At 48.0% G+C, this 15204-nt stretch carries 17 protein-coding genes and 1 other annotated feature; of the genes, 14 read left to right on the top strand and 3 right to left on the bottom strand.

Features of this window, described 5'->3' with window-relative positions; translation table 11 throughout:
- Positions 1–1845, top strand: a complete 1845-nt coding sequence (locus B1728_RS13355; protein WP_079910720.1) for a HAMP domain-containing sensor histidine kinase — start codon at positions 1–3, stop codon at positions 1843–1845.
- Between the two features lie 144 nt (positions 1846–1989).
- Here B1728_RS13355 and serA read toward each other — a convergent pair whose 3' ends face one another.
- Entirely contained in the window at positions 1990–3576 is a 1587-nt protein-coding gene (serA, locus tag B1728_RS13350; RefSeq protein ID WP_079910719.1) for a phosphoglycerate dehydrogenase, read from the bottom strand.
- A gap of 136 nt (positions 3577–3712) precedes the next feature.
- Positions 3713–3966: a binding site (T-box leader), on the bottom strand.
- Positions 3967–4234: 268 nt separating this feature from the next.
- On the opposite strand from serA, the gene B1728_RS13345 reads away from it, so the two are divergent.
- The gene (locus B1728_RS13345) at positions 4235–4561 is read left to right on the top strand and encodes a rhodanese-like domain-containing protein (RefSeq protein WP_079910718.1); all 327 of its coding nucleotides are present in this window, start codon (positions 4235–4237) and stop codon (positions 4559–4561) included.
- Positions 4562–4692: 131 nt separating this feature from the next.
- Here B1728_RS13345 and B1728_RS13340 read toward each other — a convergent pair whose 3' ends face one another.
- A complete protein-coding gene (locus B1728_RS13340; RefSeq protein ID WP_079910717.1) occupies positions 4693–5610 on the bottom strand; it encodes a hypothetical protein in 918 nt (305 codons plus the stop codon).
- A 66-nt stretch (positions 5611–5676) separates the two neighbouring features.
- On the opposite strand from B1728_RS13340, the gene B1728_RS13335 reads away from it, so the two are divergent.
- Together B1728_RS13335 and B1728_RS13330 are read left to right on the top strand one after the other, a co-directional pair.
- Positions 5677–6270 carry a CPBP family intramembrane glutamic endopeptidase gene (locus tag B1728_RS13335; RefSeq protein WP_079910716.1) on the top strand — a complete coding sequence of 198 codons (594 nt, stop codon included), beginning with the start codon at positions 5677–5679 and terminating at the stop codon, positions 6268–6270.
- Positions 6271–6486 carry a hypothetical protein gene (locus B1728_RS13330; RefSeq protein WP_144027856.1) on the top strand — a complete coding sequence of 72 codons (216 nt, stop codon included), beginning with the start codon at positions 6271–6273 and terminating at the stop codon, positions 6484–6486.
- Positions 6487–6561: 75 nt separating this feature from the next.
- Here the strand turns inward: B1728_RS13330 and B1728_RS13325 are convergent, their stop codons facing one another.
- On the bottom strand, positions 6562–7461 hold the full coding sequence (locus tag B1728_RS13325; RefSeq protein ID WP_079910715.1) for a polysaccharide deacetylase family protein: 900 nt from the start codon (positions 7459–7461) through the stop codon (positions 6562–6564).
- A 104-nt stretch (positions 7462–7565) separates the two neighbouring features.
- On the opposite strand from B1728_RS13325, the gene B1728_RS13320 reads away from it, so the two are divergent.
- From B1728_RS13320 to B1728_RS13280, 10 genes are all read left to right on the top strand, one after another.
- The gene (locus B1728_RS13320) at positions 7566–7901 is read left to right on the top strand and encodes a hypothetical protein (RefSeq protein ID WP_079910714.1); all 336 of its coding nucleotides are present in this window, start codon (positions 7566–7568) and stop codon (positions 7899–7901) included.
- Positions 7902–8100: 199 nt separating this feature from the next.
- Entirely contained in the window at positions 8101–8703 is a 603-nt protein-coding gene (locus tag B1728_RS13315) for a genetic competence negative regulator (RefSeq protein WP_079910713.1), read from the top strand.
- Between the two features lie 279 nt (positions 8704–8982).
- The gene (locus B1728_RS13310) at positions 8983–10227 is read left to right on the top strand and encodes a Glu/Leu/Phe/Val family dehydrogenase (protein ID WP_079910712.1); all 1245 of its coding nucleotides are present in this window, start codon (positions 8983–8985) and stop codon (positions 10225–10227) included.
- 27 nt (positions 10228–10254) lie between these two features.
- Positions 10255–10947, top strand: a complete 693-nt coding sequence (gene prsW, locus B1728_RS13305; RefSeq protein WP_079910711.1) for a glutamic-type intramembrane protease PrsW — start codon at positions 10255–10257, stop codon at positions 10945–10947.
- 51 nt (positions 10948–10998) lie between these two features.
- A complete protein-coding gene (locus tag B1728_RS36270; protein WP_179136005.1) occupies positions 10999–11160 on the top strand; it encodes a hypothetical protein in 162 nt (53 codons plus the stop codon).
- A 122-nt stretch (positions 11161–11282) separates the two neighbouring features.
- Positions 11283–12641: a germination protein YpeB gene (gene ypeB / locus B1728_RS13300; RefSeq protein WP_079910710.1), complete on the top strand. Its 1359-nt coding sequence runs from the start codon at positions 11283–11285 to the stop codon at positions 12639–12641.
- Between the two features lie 218 nt (positions 12642–12859).
- The gene (locus B1728_RS13295; RefSeq protein ID WP_079910709.1) at positions 12860–13513 is read left to right on the top strand and encodes a flagellar brake protein; all 654 of its coding nucleotides are present in this window, start codon (positions 12860–12862) and stop codon (positions 13511–13513) included.
- Positions 13514–13570: 57 nt separating this feature from the next.
- Entirely contained in the window at positions 13571–13780 is a 210-nt protein-coding gene (locus B1728_RS13290) for a hypothetical protein (RefSeq protein ID WP_079910708.1), read from the top strand.
- 144 nt (positions 13781–13924) lie between these two features.
- Positions 13925–14605 (top strand): (d)CMP kinase, encoded by a 681-nt coding sequence (gene cmk, locus B1728_RS13285; protein WP_079910707.1) that lies wholly within the window; start codon positions 13925–13927, stop codon positions 14603–14605.
- Position 14606: 1 nt separating this feature from the next.
- Positions 14607–15191: a lysophospholipid acyltransferase family protein gene (locus B1728_RS13280; protein WP_079910706.1), complete on the top strand. Its 585-nt coding sequence runs from the start codon at positions 14607–14609 to the stop codon at positions 15189–15191.
- Positions 15192–15204: the final 13 nt, after the last annotated feature.

Genomic DNA, 15204 nt, shown 5'->3' with positions numbered 1-15204 from the left:
GTGTTTATTTTAAAAAGTATTGTCGGAAAGCTCTGGCTGACTATTATCGGGCTGGTTGCTGTCATCTTGATGGTATTAGGCCTGTTCCTGTTTCAATATATACAGACCTCATTCCCCAAGTCGCAGGATCAGATTGAAAGCCTGCATAAATTGGGCTCCAAGGTTGCAGAGGGCATTTCCCTTCATAGCGAGGACAATCACTATATTACGATGGTCAACGATTTGCTGAGCGCTCAGGAAGCGACCGTGTTTATTCTAGACAAACAGTTTAACCAATCCGGTTATTTCGAGCCTGGCAGTCTGGGGGATCTGCATTATGATGATTTCTTCAGCAAGCAGGACATGCAGAAGGTATTTGCAGGTCAGATCATCGATAATAAGGTTGTCGGAAAGGCGGGGGGCAAACAGCGAGCCAATAATTTGTATTCCGCTGTAGCCGTCCCCTTGAAGGATGCGTCCCAGCAAACCATTATCGGTGCGGCAGTGCTGTATCAATCGACCCAGTCGGTAGAGGAGACTCAAGCCTATGTCATGCGTTTATTTGCGTACGTATCGCTTGCTGGGTTCCTCATGACAACGTTCTTCGCCTTCTTCCTGTTGACCAAAATTACGCAGCCGCTGCAGCAGCTGAAAAAAGCCGCGGATTTAATCTCGCATGGAGAATACGGTACTCGGGTACCGATTTCCTCGGATGATGAGATCGGCGAGCTGTCCAAAACGTTCAACCGGATGGGAGAAGAGCTGTCGGATACGATCAAGGCGCTGAATCATGAGAAGGAGCATCTGTCCAGCGTGCTGCGAAGCATGGCGGACGCCGTCATTACTTTTGATGCAGACGGTCAAGTGATCCTTACGAATCCCCAAGGCTATAAAATCGTTCGTGATTGGGGGCAGCTTCAATGGACCGACTTCGGTCAGGAGAAGGATTCTGAAGGGGATCAAAGCTTGCATATCGATATGATTCCGCCGCCCGTTCGACCGTTATTCGAGGAAGTCATCAACGGAGCTGCCGAGATCACATCCAAGCTTCATGTTCGTAATGAAGTCTGGTCGGTTGTAATGGCTCCGTTATATTCGCGCGATGTCGTCCGCGGAGTCGTTGCCGTTATGAGGGACGTAACGGAAGAGTTCGGGCTGGATAAGCTGAGGAAGGATTTCGTAGCCAATGTTTCCCACGAGCTACGGACGCCGTTATCTATGCTTCAGGGCTACAGCGAAGCCCTTGTGGATGATATCGCTTCATCACCGGAGGAACGGAAAGAATTGGCCCAAGTCATTCATGACGAGTCCCTTCGCATGGGCAGGCTGGTACGCGATCTTCTGGATCTGGCCAAGATGGAAACCGGCAATATGGAGATGAATTTCCGTGAAGTGGATATCCTTCATTTCATGAGGCGGATGCACAGGAAATTCGCCGTACTGTCCAAGGAGCGGGGCATCACGATGACGGTGGATCTTCCCGAGGAGGAATTGCTGCTGGCCCATGCGGATGAAGATCGATTGGAGCAGGTCATGACCAATCTACTCGATAATGCGATACGCCATACTCCTCCGCAAGCACAAATCCAATTGCGTGCCGCAAAGCATACTTATGAGGGCAAGGATGCCATCTTGCTCGAGATTACGGACCAGGGACAAGGAATACCTGCTGGAGACTTGCCTTATATATTTGAGCGGTTTTATAAAGCGGATAAAGCCCGTACGCGGGGAACGAGCGGAGGCACCGGACTTGGCCTTTCCATTGTGAAGAGCATTGTGGAAGCCCATAAGGGTACCGTGCAAGTAAAGAGTACGGTAGGGCAAGGGACGACCTTTTCGGTTATTCTTCCATGCGATCCTAGGTAGGTAAGCAGGATATCGGACGATTCTACACGGATCTGCATCACATATCGACAAGAAGAAAGAGAGCTTCCGACAGAAATTATCGGAAGCTCTTTCTTTTTGTTGAATGCAGGAAGTAAATCTTGTTGTCCGTGAAACAAAGTGAAATTATTGCAGAGTAAGGTCAGCTACTTTCTCGATTTCCGGAAGCTGTGCAAGCTGTTCCAGTACGTCTGCAGGAGCTGCTTTGTCCGTAGTCAGAACCATGATCGCGGAGCCGCCGAATACTTTACGTCCCACTTGCATCGAGGCGATGTTCACGTCGTTGCTGCCAAGCAAGGTTCCCACTTTACCGATGATGCCCGGTTTATCATTATGGGAGATCAGCAGCAGATGACCGTGAGGGGCAATATCAACAGGATATTGATCGATTTGCACGATGCGTTCGCCGTAGCCTGCAAGCAGGGTTCCAGCCAATGTGCGCTCTTCATTTTTCGTTTTTAAAGTAACGGATACCAGGTTCGTGAACGTTTTGGATGCCGTCGATTTTTGAGTCACGATGTTGACGTCACGAGTTTTTGCCAAATGCATCGCATTTACGATATTTACGCCTTCCAGCTGATTAGCCAAAATGCCTTTGACGATGTAGCGGGTAAGCGGAGTAGGATCCACATCGCTCAAATCGCCGGAATAGTTCACTACGATTTCGTTGACGGCGCCTTCGGTCAATTGTCCTGCGAATTGTCCGAGCTGTTCGCCGAGGTTGAAGTAAGGCTGAAGCTTATTCAACACAGTCGGAGGAACAGGAGGCATGTTAACGGCATTTTTAAACGGCTGGTCGCGCAGAATATGAAGGACTTCCTCGGAAACGTCAATCGCTACGTTCTCTTGTGCTTCTACAGTGGAAGCTCCCAAGTGAGGAGTCACGATAATTTTAGGGTTGTTCAGGAATGGATGATCCGGTTTTGGCGGCTCTTGTTCGAATACGTCAAATGCAGCACCTGCTACAATACCTGATTCGATAGCTTCAACCAAAGCCATTTCATCAATAATGCCGCCGCGCGCGCAGTTAATGATGCGTACGCCTTTTTTCATCAGCTCGAACTGCGGGCGGGAGATCATATGGCGGGTTTCGTTAGTCAATGGCGTATGAACGGTAATGAAGTCGGCTTGTGCGGCGATCTCGTTAACCGTACCTAATTTGACACCGATTTTCTCAGCGCGTTCTTCTGTCAGGAACGGGTCATATCCGATAACATTCATGCCGAATACTTTAGCGCGCTTCGCAACCTCGCTGCCGATGCGTCCCATACCCAGGATACCCAAGGTTTTGTTGCGCAGCTCTACGCCGACGAAGGTTTTGCGGTCCCACTCGCCGCCGACCGTTTTTTTGTAAGCTTGAGGAATGGAACGCGCGACCGACATCATCATGGCGAAGGTCAGTTCGCAAGTGGCGATGGTATTTCCGTCCGGAGCATTGATAACCACGATACCGCGTTTGGTTGCGGCTTCCAAATCGATATTGTCAACGCCAACGCCTGCGCGGCCTACAACTTTTAATTTAGCAGCGGCATTCATGATTTTCTCGGTTACTTTCGTCTGGCTGCGTACCATCAAAGCGTCATAATCGGCGATAATGGCGATCAGCTCGTCTTCGGACAAACCGTTTTTCTTCTCAACGGCAACATCCTCTGCGTCATACAGCATTTGAATTCCCATGTCGCTAATGCCATCCATTACTAACACTTTAAACATTGTTCAGACCTCCAAATATAGTATAATGTCTAACAGCTCAAATGACGGACGATAGGGAGGGTGGGCTGCACCTCGAGCCATATCACCTTGTAAATGAGCATAAAAAAACTCCTCATCCCCATACGATTGCCCGTATATAAGGGACGAAGAGTTACTTTCGTGGTACCACCCTAATTCGCTGCGCGTTCACACGAGCAGCCTCGCGAGTCATAAGACTCAGAAAGGTAACGGTTCCTACCCGGCTGCACCTACTTTGCCCGTTCACACGAATCGGTAGCATTTCAATACAGCAACTCTGGAGTGCTCCGTATAAAGGATAATGTCCGACTCGCACCAACCATCGGCTCTCTGCGCATTACCGGATTATACTGTCTCCGTCAAAGTCGATTGTTAAAATGAATTTTCATTAGCGTACCATGACCCTGTAATTCGTGTCAATAGGTGTCGAATAGGTTGTCCGACCTAATTTGACAAGCCTTGCTAGGGGACGAGATCTACGTACGCTTTGTGCTTGAATGGCGATAATTGTTCGCCTTTCACTAGCTACAAACCATATTTTATGGCAATTTCGTACGGATTGCAATGGTTTTTACTTGATCAATTGTGAATTTTTCGTTATTGTTCTTTACGAGGCAATCAAGAGAAGGAGATGGGCTTAATGGAACCTTTTGAAATGATAGATCCGAAAGCATTCGTGGAGAAGTTGAACCAAAGGGAGATGGGAGATTCCATTATCATTGATGTAAGAGAGCCTATGGAATGGGAATATTACCATCTGGACGAGGCGAAGCTGATTCCTATGAACACTATACCTGCCCGTTTATCGGAGCTTCCCACGGATCGTAAGCTCTATATCGTGTGTGCTCACGGTGTGAGGAGCGCCAACGTGTGCTATTACTTGAAGCAGCAAGGGTATGACAATGTCGTGAATGTGGAAGGAGGCATGGCAGCCGTAGCCATGCTTCGAGGCTTCCAATACGATTAATGATTTGACAAAAAAAGCTGTTTCAGAATGCAAACCCACGGGTCTGCAATGAAACGGCTTTTTAATTTCTGGCTTCCCGTAAAGCACTTCAATGTGCTTTCGAAGCCGCGGCACCGCCTTGTAGGGTTATCTCAATTTTGTCCGGTAAAGAAGGGGATTTGCGGCAGGGTTTCGTTCGGATACCATCTGCTTTTGTTACGGATAAAATCTCCGGAGCGAACGGCGTCCGTTGCCAGAAGCACTTCAATAACCGGTTGAATCTGAGTCAGATTGTATTTCGCGGCTTGCCCCGTTGCGATCATCTCGTCGATTCGGATGGATAGATCCTGCGGTGTAAACGGCTTATACAGCTTGGTATTTACCAGAACACCGGATATGTAATCATTCTTGACATTAAGAGGGAGTGAGTTCCACTCCTGTATGGTTAACGGCTTTCCGGCATCGGCGGTTTGAATGGAAGCGGATGCAGATTGCTGCCATTTGACGATGGAATCGTAATAGTTCTTTTGCGCTGCCAAAGCAAAGTTTTTCGCTTCGATCAAGTATGCATTGCTGTCCATATCCTTCAGCAGCTCCGCAGCCGGCATGGAATTGGCTCTGGATTGAAGGCTGCTCAAAGCTTCGCTAAACAGCTTCAGGCTCTTGGCATAGTTTTGCTGTCCTTCCTGCAGAAGAGGCGAGGATTCCGGCATGGATTTGTCGATGATTTCATCGTACTTGTCTTTAGCCAGCTTGGACAAATCCTTGAGCAATAAGGAGGCATCCGCGCTCCGGTTGACTTCAAGCATGTCTAATTTATCAAACCAGCTCGTTTGAAATTCCCTGTACGGTTGATAAATGGTATGATAGAAAGACACCAGATACTGTTGATGATAAGCGGAATACGCTTTGGCAGCATCCTGCTGCCGGGAGATCTGACCTTCGTACTTTGCGGCGGAACGTTCCTGACCCAATTTGACTCCGAGGAAAAAAGTGCCGAGAGCGAGTACGAGCATAAAAATGAAGATGAGGACAAATAAGTAATCTGTACGGGTCAACCTTTTCTCCATGTTCAAGCTCCTTGATGTTTTTTATTGATAGTATAGGTGATCCTGTCGAAAAAAGGAATAATTTGCATGAAAAAATTTAATTTTAAACAATTTAAGTTCAGGCACGTCCAGGCCGATGAAATCGACGAACGGTTTCTCATCATGAATTTATACATGACGCAAGTGCTGGTGCTGCTGCTTGGAGCCATTATTATGTTTTTTCAGAAGCCTTCCTTGTCTCAGATGTTTTCTTGGAAGCATGGAATCTGGATTCCTGTCTGGGGAGTTGTCTTCGCCTTAGCCGTGCTGGTTGTCGATTTGGTTATTTCGAGATGGGTTCCTCCCGAAGTGACAGACGACGGCGGAATTAACGAGCTGCTGTTCAAAAACCGCCCTTTATGGCATATTACCCTTATGTCCCTTTTCGTTGCCCTATGTGAGGAGCTTTTATTCAGAGGCGCCATTCAAGCTTCATGGGGGCCTTATTGGACAAGTATATTATTCGCGGCCATTCATATCCGGTATTTGCAGCATTGGCTTATGACGGGTCTGGTATTCAGCATCAGCTATGGCCTGGGCTGGATTTATATTCAGACAGGTTCCTTATGGACGCCTATCATAGCCCATTTCGTCATCGATTTTATAATGGGTTGTATTATACGTTACAGGAGAGAGGATTAAATGCATTTGAGTCAACAAGATATGAGCGCACAAAACAAACAAGGCCCGGAAGAGGAATGGGAGGAGGAACACTTTCTTCCTCCGCGCAGCACCATACATCCAACGGAAAAGGAAAGATGGCTCCCTGTCTTTTACCGGACCTTGCTGTGGTTATTTATCTTGCTAGTCATCGGACTTCTGATCTGGGGCTGGGATTATCTGAAGAAACACAGCTAACAAATCATAGAAGATATCTTGAATCCGTCCTGGGGAACGGATCTTTTTTTTTGCCCGCGGATCTGAAGAGCGGGGTTAAGGTGTGATTTCTATCGTCGCCGGATCGATAAAGCCGTACTGCTTCTGCTCCAGCTCGGTGAGGAGCTTATCCAGCGCCTTATCGGTCCAAGGAAGCTCATGCATCAAGATGTTGCTTCCGGGCCGAAGCTGCTCCAGCACATTGGCGACCACTTGATCGGGATTGTTGTTTTTGGTGCTCATCTCCCAGTCCTTCGATCCGTTGGACCAGGTCATAAAGAGCATTTGCTCCTCCTTTACCTTGGCCTTGACGATATCACCGCCGGAACCGAATGGAGGACGGAAGAAGCGAGGCGCTTCCCCAATGGCTTCTTTTACGATAGCCTGAACGTCTCCGATTTGCTGATTGACCTTTTCTTCGTTTTCTTTTTTCAAGTCAATGTGATCCCAGGAGTGATTACCAATCGTTTGCCCCCTTTCATGAATCAGCTTGAGGAGCTCCGGCTTTTGCTTCACGCGGTAGCCGTTGACGAAAAAAATCGCCTTGGCATGATGCTTGTCCAATGTGTTCAGCATCGATTCGAGCATTTCTTTATCCTTGGGTCCGTCGTCGAACGTAAGCAGCACCATTTTTTTCTCGGTCACTGAGGGATCGATGGGCTGGATATCATAGCTTTTCGTATTTAACCGGTAGGTTGTCTTCGGCGCTGTGGACGGCGCGGCTGATGGCTTCGGCGATGGCGCAGTTTCGGCAGATTGCACCGTAGGCGGCTGCGAGGGAGCGGTATCCGTCGGCTTGGTTGTTTGAGCTGGGGTATTTTCGGAATGCTCCGTCGTCCCTACGGAAGGGCTGGGTTGCGCACCTGTGATGGTACCGGAAGGCTTTGCGTCATTTTGGCAGGCTGTTGCTGTCAAAATAAGAAGGGCTGCAAGCCCTGTAAGCAGCTTTTTGTTCATGTCTGACTTCTCCTGTTCTGTGTTGGTTTCCTAATTTTATCATGCATGCTTCGCTTCTTCATAGCGGACAATACGTATGTAATCAAACGGATGGAGGGATAGCCATGAAGTTCGGATCATTCTTGCTTGGGGGATTGGTTGGAGCTGCCGCTGTTGTTTATTTCAATAATAAAAGCAAATCCATGCTCTTTTCAGCAATTAGCAGCAAAAACCAATCGCTCGGCGGCTTTGCGGACAAAGCAGGCGCTTCAAATCACTCGGACGTTAAAAACCAGCCTGCCTCCGGATCGGAATCCATACATGCTAAGAAGGAAGCGGGTTCCACCCATGAAGGCCTCGCCAGAGTGGAAGCCCTTATTAATAAGGATGCCGAAATCAAAGCCGCAGTCGATGAAATTCTGACAGAGAATCAACAAAAGGAAGTATATCAGACTCAATGAAGTCTGTAGATGGACCGGAAGTACCAGACATGAGCAGAACCTGTGCTCGTGTCTTTTCTTTTTTTCAGGACATTCGTACATTTCTTGTTATGTTGTGATATAATAGTCATATAATTGAATACAAGCTATAAATGCTTACTCACCTTTTTAACCTTACTTCATAAGCTATAATATATGCGTCGGCAAGGAGGAATCCTGTATGAAAATGGAGCGTTTAAGTCAGGACAAGATACGGATTTTCCTCACATTCGACGACTTGACGGAGCGAGGCATTCAAAAGGATGACATGTGGAGAGAAATTCCTAAAGTGCACGAGTTGTTCAGCGATATGATGGATCAGGCTTATTCCGAGCTAGGCTTCGAGCCTTCCGGACCGCTTGCCGTTGAGGTGCTCCAGCTCCCGGCGCAAGGTATGGTCGTTATCGTTACGCGCGGGAAGGTCGATTTCCAACATTCCGTTGAGTCCTACGACGAGGAAGTCGAAGAAATGTATGAGCTTGAAGTCACGCTGGAGCAAACGGACCAAATCTCCTATATGTTTCATGATTTTGAAGACTTACTGCGCATGGCGAAAGTGCTGAATCCGTTGGTTACTGACGGTGGAATCCTGTTTTCGTATAAGAACAAGTGGTTTCTGCAATTAAATGCCGATGAACTGGATGAGAGCGGATACCAGGCTGTGATTGCTGTTCTGTCCGAGTTTGGGGATGTGGCTACCGTAACGCGTGCGGTTCTCGAGGAGTATGGCAAGACGGTTATAGCGTCTGACGCTGTGAAGGTGCTGTGTTCCCACTTTAAATAAGCTGTCACAGTCGGCTTGACCTAGATGATAAAAGCGTCCAACAAAAACTTGATGTTTTTGGGGGATGCTTTTTTTTGAATTTGTTACTCACGGGGGCTTCCCGTAGAGTCCTTTTGAATGAATACCGAAGCCAAGGCTCCATTCGGTGGGGTTATTTTGGCGTTTTCTTTCCCCTTTTTTGGGAGAAATGGGGAGTGCATGAGGGTGTTTCGATAGTGCAACAATAGGGGAATGAACCGTTCAGGACTAGACCAATCAACTTCAAAAGGATGATTCTAGATGACAGAGAATTTGAATGTGCTTCATTCCACCCAAATCATTATTGAGAAGGCTTTGACCAAGCTCGGCTATTCCCAAAGTATGGTGGAGCTGCTCCGGGAGCCTATGAGGGTATTAACTGTAAAAATTCCGATTCGTATGGATGATGACTCTATCCGGATCTTCACCGGCTACCGAGCCCAGCACAATGATGCTGTTGGCCCTACCAAGGGGGGCGTTCGCTTCCATCCCGATGTCAATGAGGACGAAGTCAAAGCGCTGTCTATCTGGATGAGCTTAAAATGCGGTATTGTCGATCTTCCTTATGGAGGCGGCAAGGGAGGCATTATTTGCGATCCAAGGAACATGTCGATGCGTGAGCTTGAAAAGCTAAGCCGCGGATATGTGCGGGCCATTAGCCAAATTGTCGGGCCGACCAAAGATATTCCTGCCCCCGATGTGATGACCAACTCTCAGATCATGGCGTGGATGATGGACGAATACAGCCGCATTCGCGAGTTTGATGCGCCGAATTTTATTACAGGCAAGCCGATTGTACTCGGCGGCTCTCAAGGCCGGGAAACGGCTACGGCCAAGGGTGTAACTATTATGATCGATCTCGCGTTGAAAAAGAAAGGAATCTTGCTGAAGGACGCCAAGGTTGTTATTCAAGGCTTCGGCAATGCGGGCAGCTTCCTGGCGAAATTTTTGCATGATGCGGGAGCCAAGGTTGTGGGAATCTCCGATGTATATGGGGGGCTATACAATAAAGACGGGCTTGACATCGATTATTTGCTCGATCGCCGAGATTCCTTCGGTACGGTAACGAAATTGTTCCAGAATACGCTGACGAACAAAGAGCTGCTCGAGCAAGAATGTGATATTCTTGTTCCGGCGGCGATCGAGAATCAGATTACAGCGGAGAATGCAGACCGCATCCGGGCGTCCATCGTCGTGGAGGCAGCGAATGGACCGACGACCCTGGAAGCGACCAAGATACTAACGGACAGAGGCATCCTGATCGTACCGGACGTGCTGGCAAGTGCGGGCGGGGTGGTCGTATCTTATTTCGAATGGGTGCAGAACAACCAAGGATATTACTGGACAGAGGCGGAAGTGCATGCCAGACTGCAAGAAGTGATGGAAAAAGGGTTTGAAAATGTCTATAATATTCATATTACAAGAAATGTTGATATGCGCTTGGCCGCCTATATGGTTGGCGTACGCAAGATGGCAGAGGCCGCCCGGTTCAGAGGGTGGATCTGATTCTGGATAGGAAATGGAGGGGGACACATGAGCGTCTTCTCAGTCTTAGCGGCGGCGATAGCGCCCGGTGTCGCTCTACTTGCATATTTTTATTTGAAGGATCGCTACGATACGGAGCCGATTCATCTGGTGATGAAAGTATTTTTGTTCGGGGTGCTCCTTGTATTCCCGGTCATGGTACTGCAGCGGGCATTTGTTCATGCGCTCGGTGAAAATCCGTTCGTATTCAGCTTTATCATTTCGGCTGGAATTGAAGAGTTTCTGAAATGGTTCCTTGTCTATTTCATTATTTATAAGCATACATCCTTTGATGAGCCCTATGATGGCATTGTCTACGCGGTTGCCGCATCGCTTGGGTTTGCAACGCTGGAGAACGTATTTTACGCGCTGCTGAATTCCTCGTCCATATCCAGCCTTCTGTTCCGAGCGCTGCTTCCAGTATCGGGGCATGCGATGTTCGGCGTCATTATGGGCTATCATTTGGGGAAAGCGAAGTTTGTACCCCATCGGTCTGCAAGGCATTTGGCGTTTTCTCTGGCGTTTCCGATTTTTTGGCACGGCGTGTTCGATTATGTGCTTGCGACGACCAAAACCTACTGGATCTGGTTTATGATCCCGCTGATGGTCTTTCTATGGATTCGAAGCTTGCGCAAAGTGGAGAGAGCTAACGCAACCTCTCCCCTCCGGGTCGTTCAAGCGGATGATAAGGTTAAAATTTAACCGGTTTGTCTATACTTGACGTATCGACTTTTATAAAACCGGAGGGCATGCATGTCTGTAAATGAACGAGTCAAGGTAACCATACGCTGCAAAAACTGCGGAGAAAGATTTATTCTGCGGGGTAAAAAGGATAAGGGCAAGATCGATACCGGGTTCAAACAGTGCATCTGCAACAACGCTAACGATTTTGATATTGAGACTCATGATTTTTGATGAAAGAAGCTTTGGAAGCTGTGTGTCGCAGCACTTTCCGAGCTTCTTTTTTTGTGCATAAGACTTCTTCCTTGAGCGAAAACTAAAGCCAAGTTTGGCTGAAGAAGGGAGATTCCACTTACATGTACAGCAGATTAAGTATTGTGATGTTTCCGATTCTACTTGTTGCCTTGATTGGCGCCGGCGTATGGGGGTACTTGGAGCATCAGGAAAAAAACTCGATCCTAATTAAAGCCGAGAACCAATACCAAAGAGCATTTCACGACTTATCCTTTCATGTCAACAAGCTGCATAGCGAGTTGGGGAATACATTAGCGGTGAATACGGCATCCCAGGACAGCTATAAGAAAGGATTAATCAATGTCTGGCGCATCACCAACCAGGCTCAAAGCGAGATCAATCAGCTTCCGCTGACCCTGCTGCCGTTCAATAAAACGGAGGAGTTTTTGGCCAATATGGCTAACTTCTCTTATAGGGCCGCTTTAAGGGACCTGAACAAGCAGCCGCTGACCCAGGAAGAGCTGGGCACCTTGAACGCTTTGTATCAGCATTCCTCTGAAATCTCCACGAACCTTCGGGATATGCAGTCCAAGGTATTGACCAACAACCTCCGCTGGATGGATGTCGAAACCGCCTTGGCGACGGAGAAGGAGCCGCTCGATAATGCGATCATTGACGGTTTCCAGACCATGGACAAAAAAGTCTCGGAATATTCTGACGTCAAATGGAGCCCGTCGGTAATGAATATTTACCAAAAGCGGGATATGAAGATGCTATCCGGCAATGATGCTACCGCTGAAGAGATCAGACGGAAGGCAGCCCAATTCCTGAATCTCCAGGATCCATCCGTGCTGCAGGTTGTCGAGAATGGCGCGGGGACGGAGTTCCATTCCTTTAGCGTAACGGCTCCACGCAATCAATCGTCGGATGGGGTCCATATGGACTATAGTACAAAAGGCGGACAGCTGCTGTGGTTTGCAGCGCCTCGTGACGTCACCGAGAAAAAACTGGACGTACGCAAGGCCCGCGACACGGCCGCCGAGTTTTTGGATTCGCACGATTACAAGAATATGACGGCTGTTTCTTATGACGAATACAATAACAACGCCAATATTACTTTTGCAAGCCGTAAAAACGATGTGATCAACTACCTGGACAAAGTATCGGTCAAAGTGGCTTTGGATAACGGGGAAATCCTGGGCTTGCAGGCAACCGATTACGTATTCGATCATAAAGACCGGGAGCATAAGGCGCCTAAGCTGACGGCGGAAGAAGCGCGCAAATCGCTGAACCCGAATTTGAAGGTCGATAATGAAGCGAAGGCCTTGATTCGCAACGATGCTCAGGAAGAAGTACTGTGCTACGAATATACAGGCCGAATTAACGGCGGCGTGTACCGGATCTATATCAATGGCGAGACCGGAACCGAAGAGAAAATTGACCGTCTTGGGAAGGACGAGCAGCAGGTAACACAATCTTAATCATAAGAGGAAGAAGCGCCGAGCTTCTTCTTTTTTTCATTCCGGAGTTTGCAAAACTTAGAGATCTCCGTAAAGTGAATGAATCGGCTCCGAAGCAAAGGTGCTACTTTGAGGGCCATTTTTTTGCTTCCCATATGTTGCCTTCATGATATAATGAATGGGTATAAGTAGTACTTTGGTACTGCTTTTTCGCTAACATCTAGGGGAGGTGCGCTTGTTTGCTGCCGAAAGTAAATGAGATTTTACATATACAAATCAATTCGATCGACGAAGAAGAGGCCAAACAGGAGTTTAAATCGAGAATTGCCGATATGACGGACAAGCAGATCAGCATGGAGATTCCGATGAATGAACGGACGGGCCGTTTAAAAAGACTTTATATCGGGGATGAGCTGTCGGTTTATTTTATTACCGATGGGGGAGTAAAAAATTATTTTACATCGACCGTCCTCGGTTTCTCGGATGACGTGATCAGAACCGTTCATATTAAAAAGCCGGATCTCGAATCGATTACCAAGGTGCAGCGGCGCAATTTCCTGAGAGTGCCGGCAGAGCTTGAGATCGCGGTAGCGTATTCGGAGCAGCTAAAATTTGTAGCGGTTACAGACGATGTCGGCGGAGGGGGGATCTCCTTTCTGTGCGACGGCTATATTCCGCTTGCCACGCAGCAAACGGTCCGGTGCTGGCTATTGCTGCAATTCAAGAACAATCAACTGGAACATATTCCTTTTAAGGGAGAGCTGGTGCGGGTCAAGCCTTTAGAAACTGGGAAACAGCAGGTTATGCTGAGGTATTCGGAAATTACCGATCACGACAGACAAAAAATTATTCGTTACTGCTTCGAAAGACAGCTTGAATTCCGCAAAAGGTAAGCATGAAATGAAAAGGATTGGGTACACTACCACGAAATGGATGATTATGGAGTGGTGATGGCGTTGGACCGCGTAAAGAAGGAACCCGAGTATGAGGAGCAGTTTGTATTATTCTCCGCTCTTGTAGAAAAATGGATGAAAAGGGCTCTGTATGTCCTGATTTCTCTGCTTGTTGCAGTGCAGCTGCTGCTGCAAATCCCCGGGCTTCGCTATTATTTGGTAAAAGTGGAACAGCTTGAAGGAATTCCCTATGATCATTCGAGGTAAGGTACCGTCGTTAAAAGGCGAAAGCTCTCGAAGAGTTTTGCAATCCCTCTTGTACCTATGGTATAATTTTCTTCGATCACAGGCTGGGCCTGTTTTATTATTCATTGCATCATTGTTCATTTTTATTGCTGGGAGGCCCGCGTTTTGGAAAAAATCAACATTGCTATAGATGGCCCGGCGGGAGCGGGGAAAAGTACGATCGCCCGATTAGTCGCTAATGAGCTCGGCTTCGTTTATGTCGATACCGGGGCCATGTATAGAGCCGTCACATGGAGCATTTTGCAAGCGAATCTTCGACCCGAGCAGGTAGAGGAAGTGATCTCCGTTGCGCAACGGCTTCATATTCGTCTCGTTCCAGGTGAAGAGGGGCAGCAAGTGTTTGTGGACGGGCAGGATGTAACCGCCGAGATTCGTTCGGCTGCTGTAACCGGCAACGTTTCCCGTACATCGCAGATTGCGGAAGTGCGGCGCATATTGACGGAGAAGCAGAAGCAGCTTGCAGCGGATAAAGGTGTCGTGATGGATGGTAGAGATATCGGAAGTCATGTATTGCCCGATGCGGAATTGAAAATATTTTTGACTGCCAGCGTTAGGGTTCGGGCGGAAAGACGGTACAAGGAAATTCAAGACAGCCGTCCGGAGGTCACATTGGAACAGCTGGAACAAGAGATAGCTTCCCGCGATAAGATGGACGAGCAGAGAGAGACCTCGCCTTTAGTCCAAGCAGCGGATGCCATATTGCTGGATACGACAGAAATGACGATTACTGAAGTGGTCGAACGTATTTTGGAGCTTTGCAGATCCAAAGTCGGCGGGGGGAAGTAACATGCTTTACTCTACGCTTCGTGCCATATTCCATTTTTTGTTCAGGACCTTGTTTCGCTTGAAGGTTGTAGGACTGCATCATATCCCAACCGATGGTCCTGTCATCTTGTGCGCGAATCATATCAGCAATTTTGACCCGCCGTTATTAGGAAGTCCTATAATTAAAAGGCGAGTGCACTATATGGCCAAGGCAGAACTGTTCGAAGTACCGGTGCTTGGCTGGGTACTACCCCGAATTTGTGCGTTTCCCGTTAAGCGCGGAGGCGTAAGCAAGGAGTCCATTCGACTCTCGCTACAGCTGCTTAAGGAGAATAACATTATTGGTATTTTCCCGGAGGGCTCGCGGCACAACGCCGGAGGCATGGGCAAAAAAGGGGCGGCCAGCTTGGCTTTGAAGTCAGGTGCAACAGTGGTACCGGCAGCGATAGTAGGCAATTATCAATTATTTAAAAGAATGACGCTGGTATACGGCCCGCCGGTTGATATTAGCGAGTTTGCGGAAGCGGGCTCCGAAGGATTGGAGCAGGCAACCGACAAAATTATGGCCACAATTCGATCGATGGTTAAACAATACGAATCGAAATGATAAAATGTGGAAT

Source organism: Paenibacillus sp. 32352, assembly GCF_002042965.1.
In the GTDB taxonomy this organism is placed as follows: domain Bacteria; phylum Bacillota; class Bacilli; order Paenibacillales; family NBRC-103111; genus Paenibacillus_S; species Paenibacillus_S vulneris.
Note: the sequence above shows the minus strand (reverse complement) of the source record. Positions and strands in the feature narration are given on the sequence as shown.

Coding starts and splice junctions, on each gene's coding strand:
- serA (WP_079910719.1), bottom strand. CDS start 3,576: ATGTTTAAAGTGTTAGTAATGGATGGCATTAGCGACATGGGAATTCAA.
- B1728_RS13345 (WP_079910718.1), top strand. CDS start 4,235: ATGGAACCTTTTGAAATGATAGATCCGAAAGCATTCGTGGAGAAGTTG.
- B1728_RS13340 (WP_079910717.1), bottom strand. CDS start 5,610: ATGGAGAAAAGGTTGACCCGTACAGATTACTTATTTGTCCTCATCTTC.
- B1728_RS13335 (WP_079910716.1), top strand. CDS start 5,677: ATGAAAAAATTTAATTTTAAACAATTTAAGTTCAGGCACGTCCAGGCC.
- B1728_RS13330 (WP_144027856.1), top strand. CDS start 6,271: ATGCATTTGAGTCAACAAGATATGAGCGCACAAAACAAACAAGGCCCG.
- B1728_RS13325 (WP_079910715.1), bottom strand. CDS start 7,461: ATGAACAAAAAGCTGCTTACAGGGCTTGCAGCCCTTCTTATTTTGACA.
- B1728_RS13320 (WP_079910714.1), top strand. CDS start 7,566: ATGAAGTTCGGATCATTCTTGCTTGGGGGATTGGTTGGAGCTGCCGCT.
- B1728_RS13315 (WP_079910713.1), top strand. CDS start 8,101: ATGAAAATGGAGCGTTTAAGTCAGGACAAGATACGGATTTTCCTCACA.
- B1728_RS13310 (WP_079910712.1), top strand. CDS start 8,983: ATGACAGAGAATTTGAATGTGCTTCATTCCACCCAAATCATTATTGAG.
- prsW (WP_079910711.1), top strand. CDS start 10,255: ATGAGCGTCTTCTCAGTCTTAGCGGCGGCGATAGCGCCCGGTGTCGCT.
- B1728_RS36270 (WP_179136005.1), top strand. CDS start 10,999: ATGTCTGTAAATGAACGAGTCAAGGTAACCATACGCTGCAAAAACTGC.
- ypeB (WP_079910710.1), top strand. CDS start 11,283: ATGTACAGCAGATTAAGTATTGTGATGTTTCCGATTCTACTTGTTGCC.
- B1728_RS13290 (WP_079910708.1), top strand. CDS start 13,571: ATGGCGTTGGACCGCGTAAAGAAGGAACCCGAGTATGAGGAGCAGTTT.
- B1728_RS13280 (WP_079910706.1), top strand. CDS start 14,607: ATGCTTTACTCTACGCTTCGTGCCATATTCCATTTTTTGTTCAGGACC.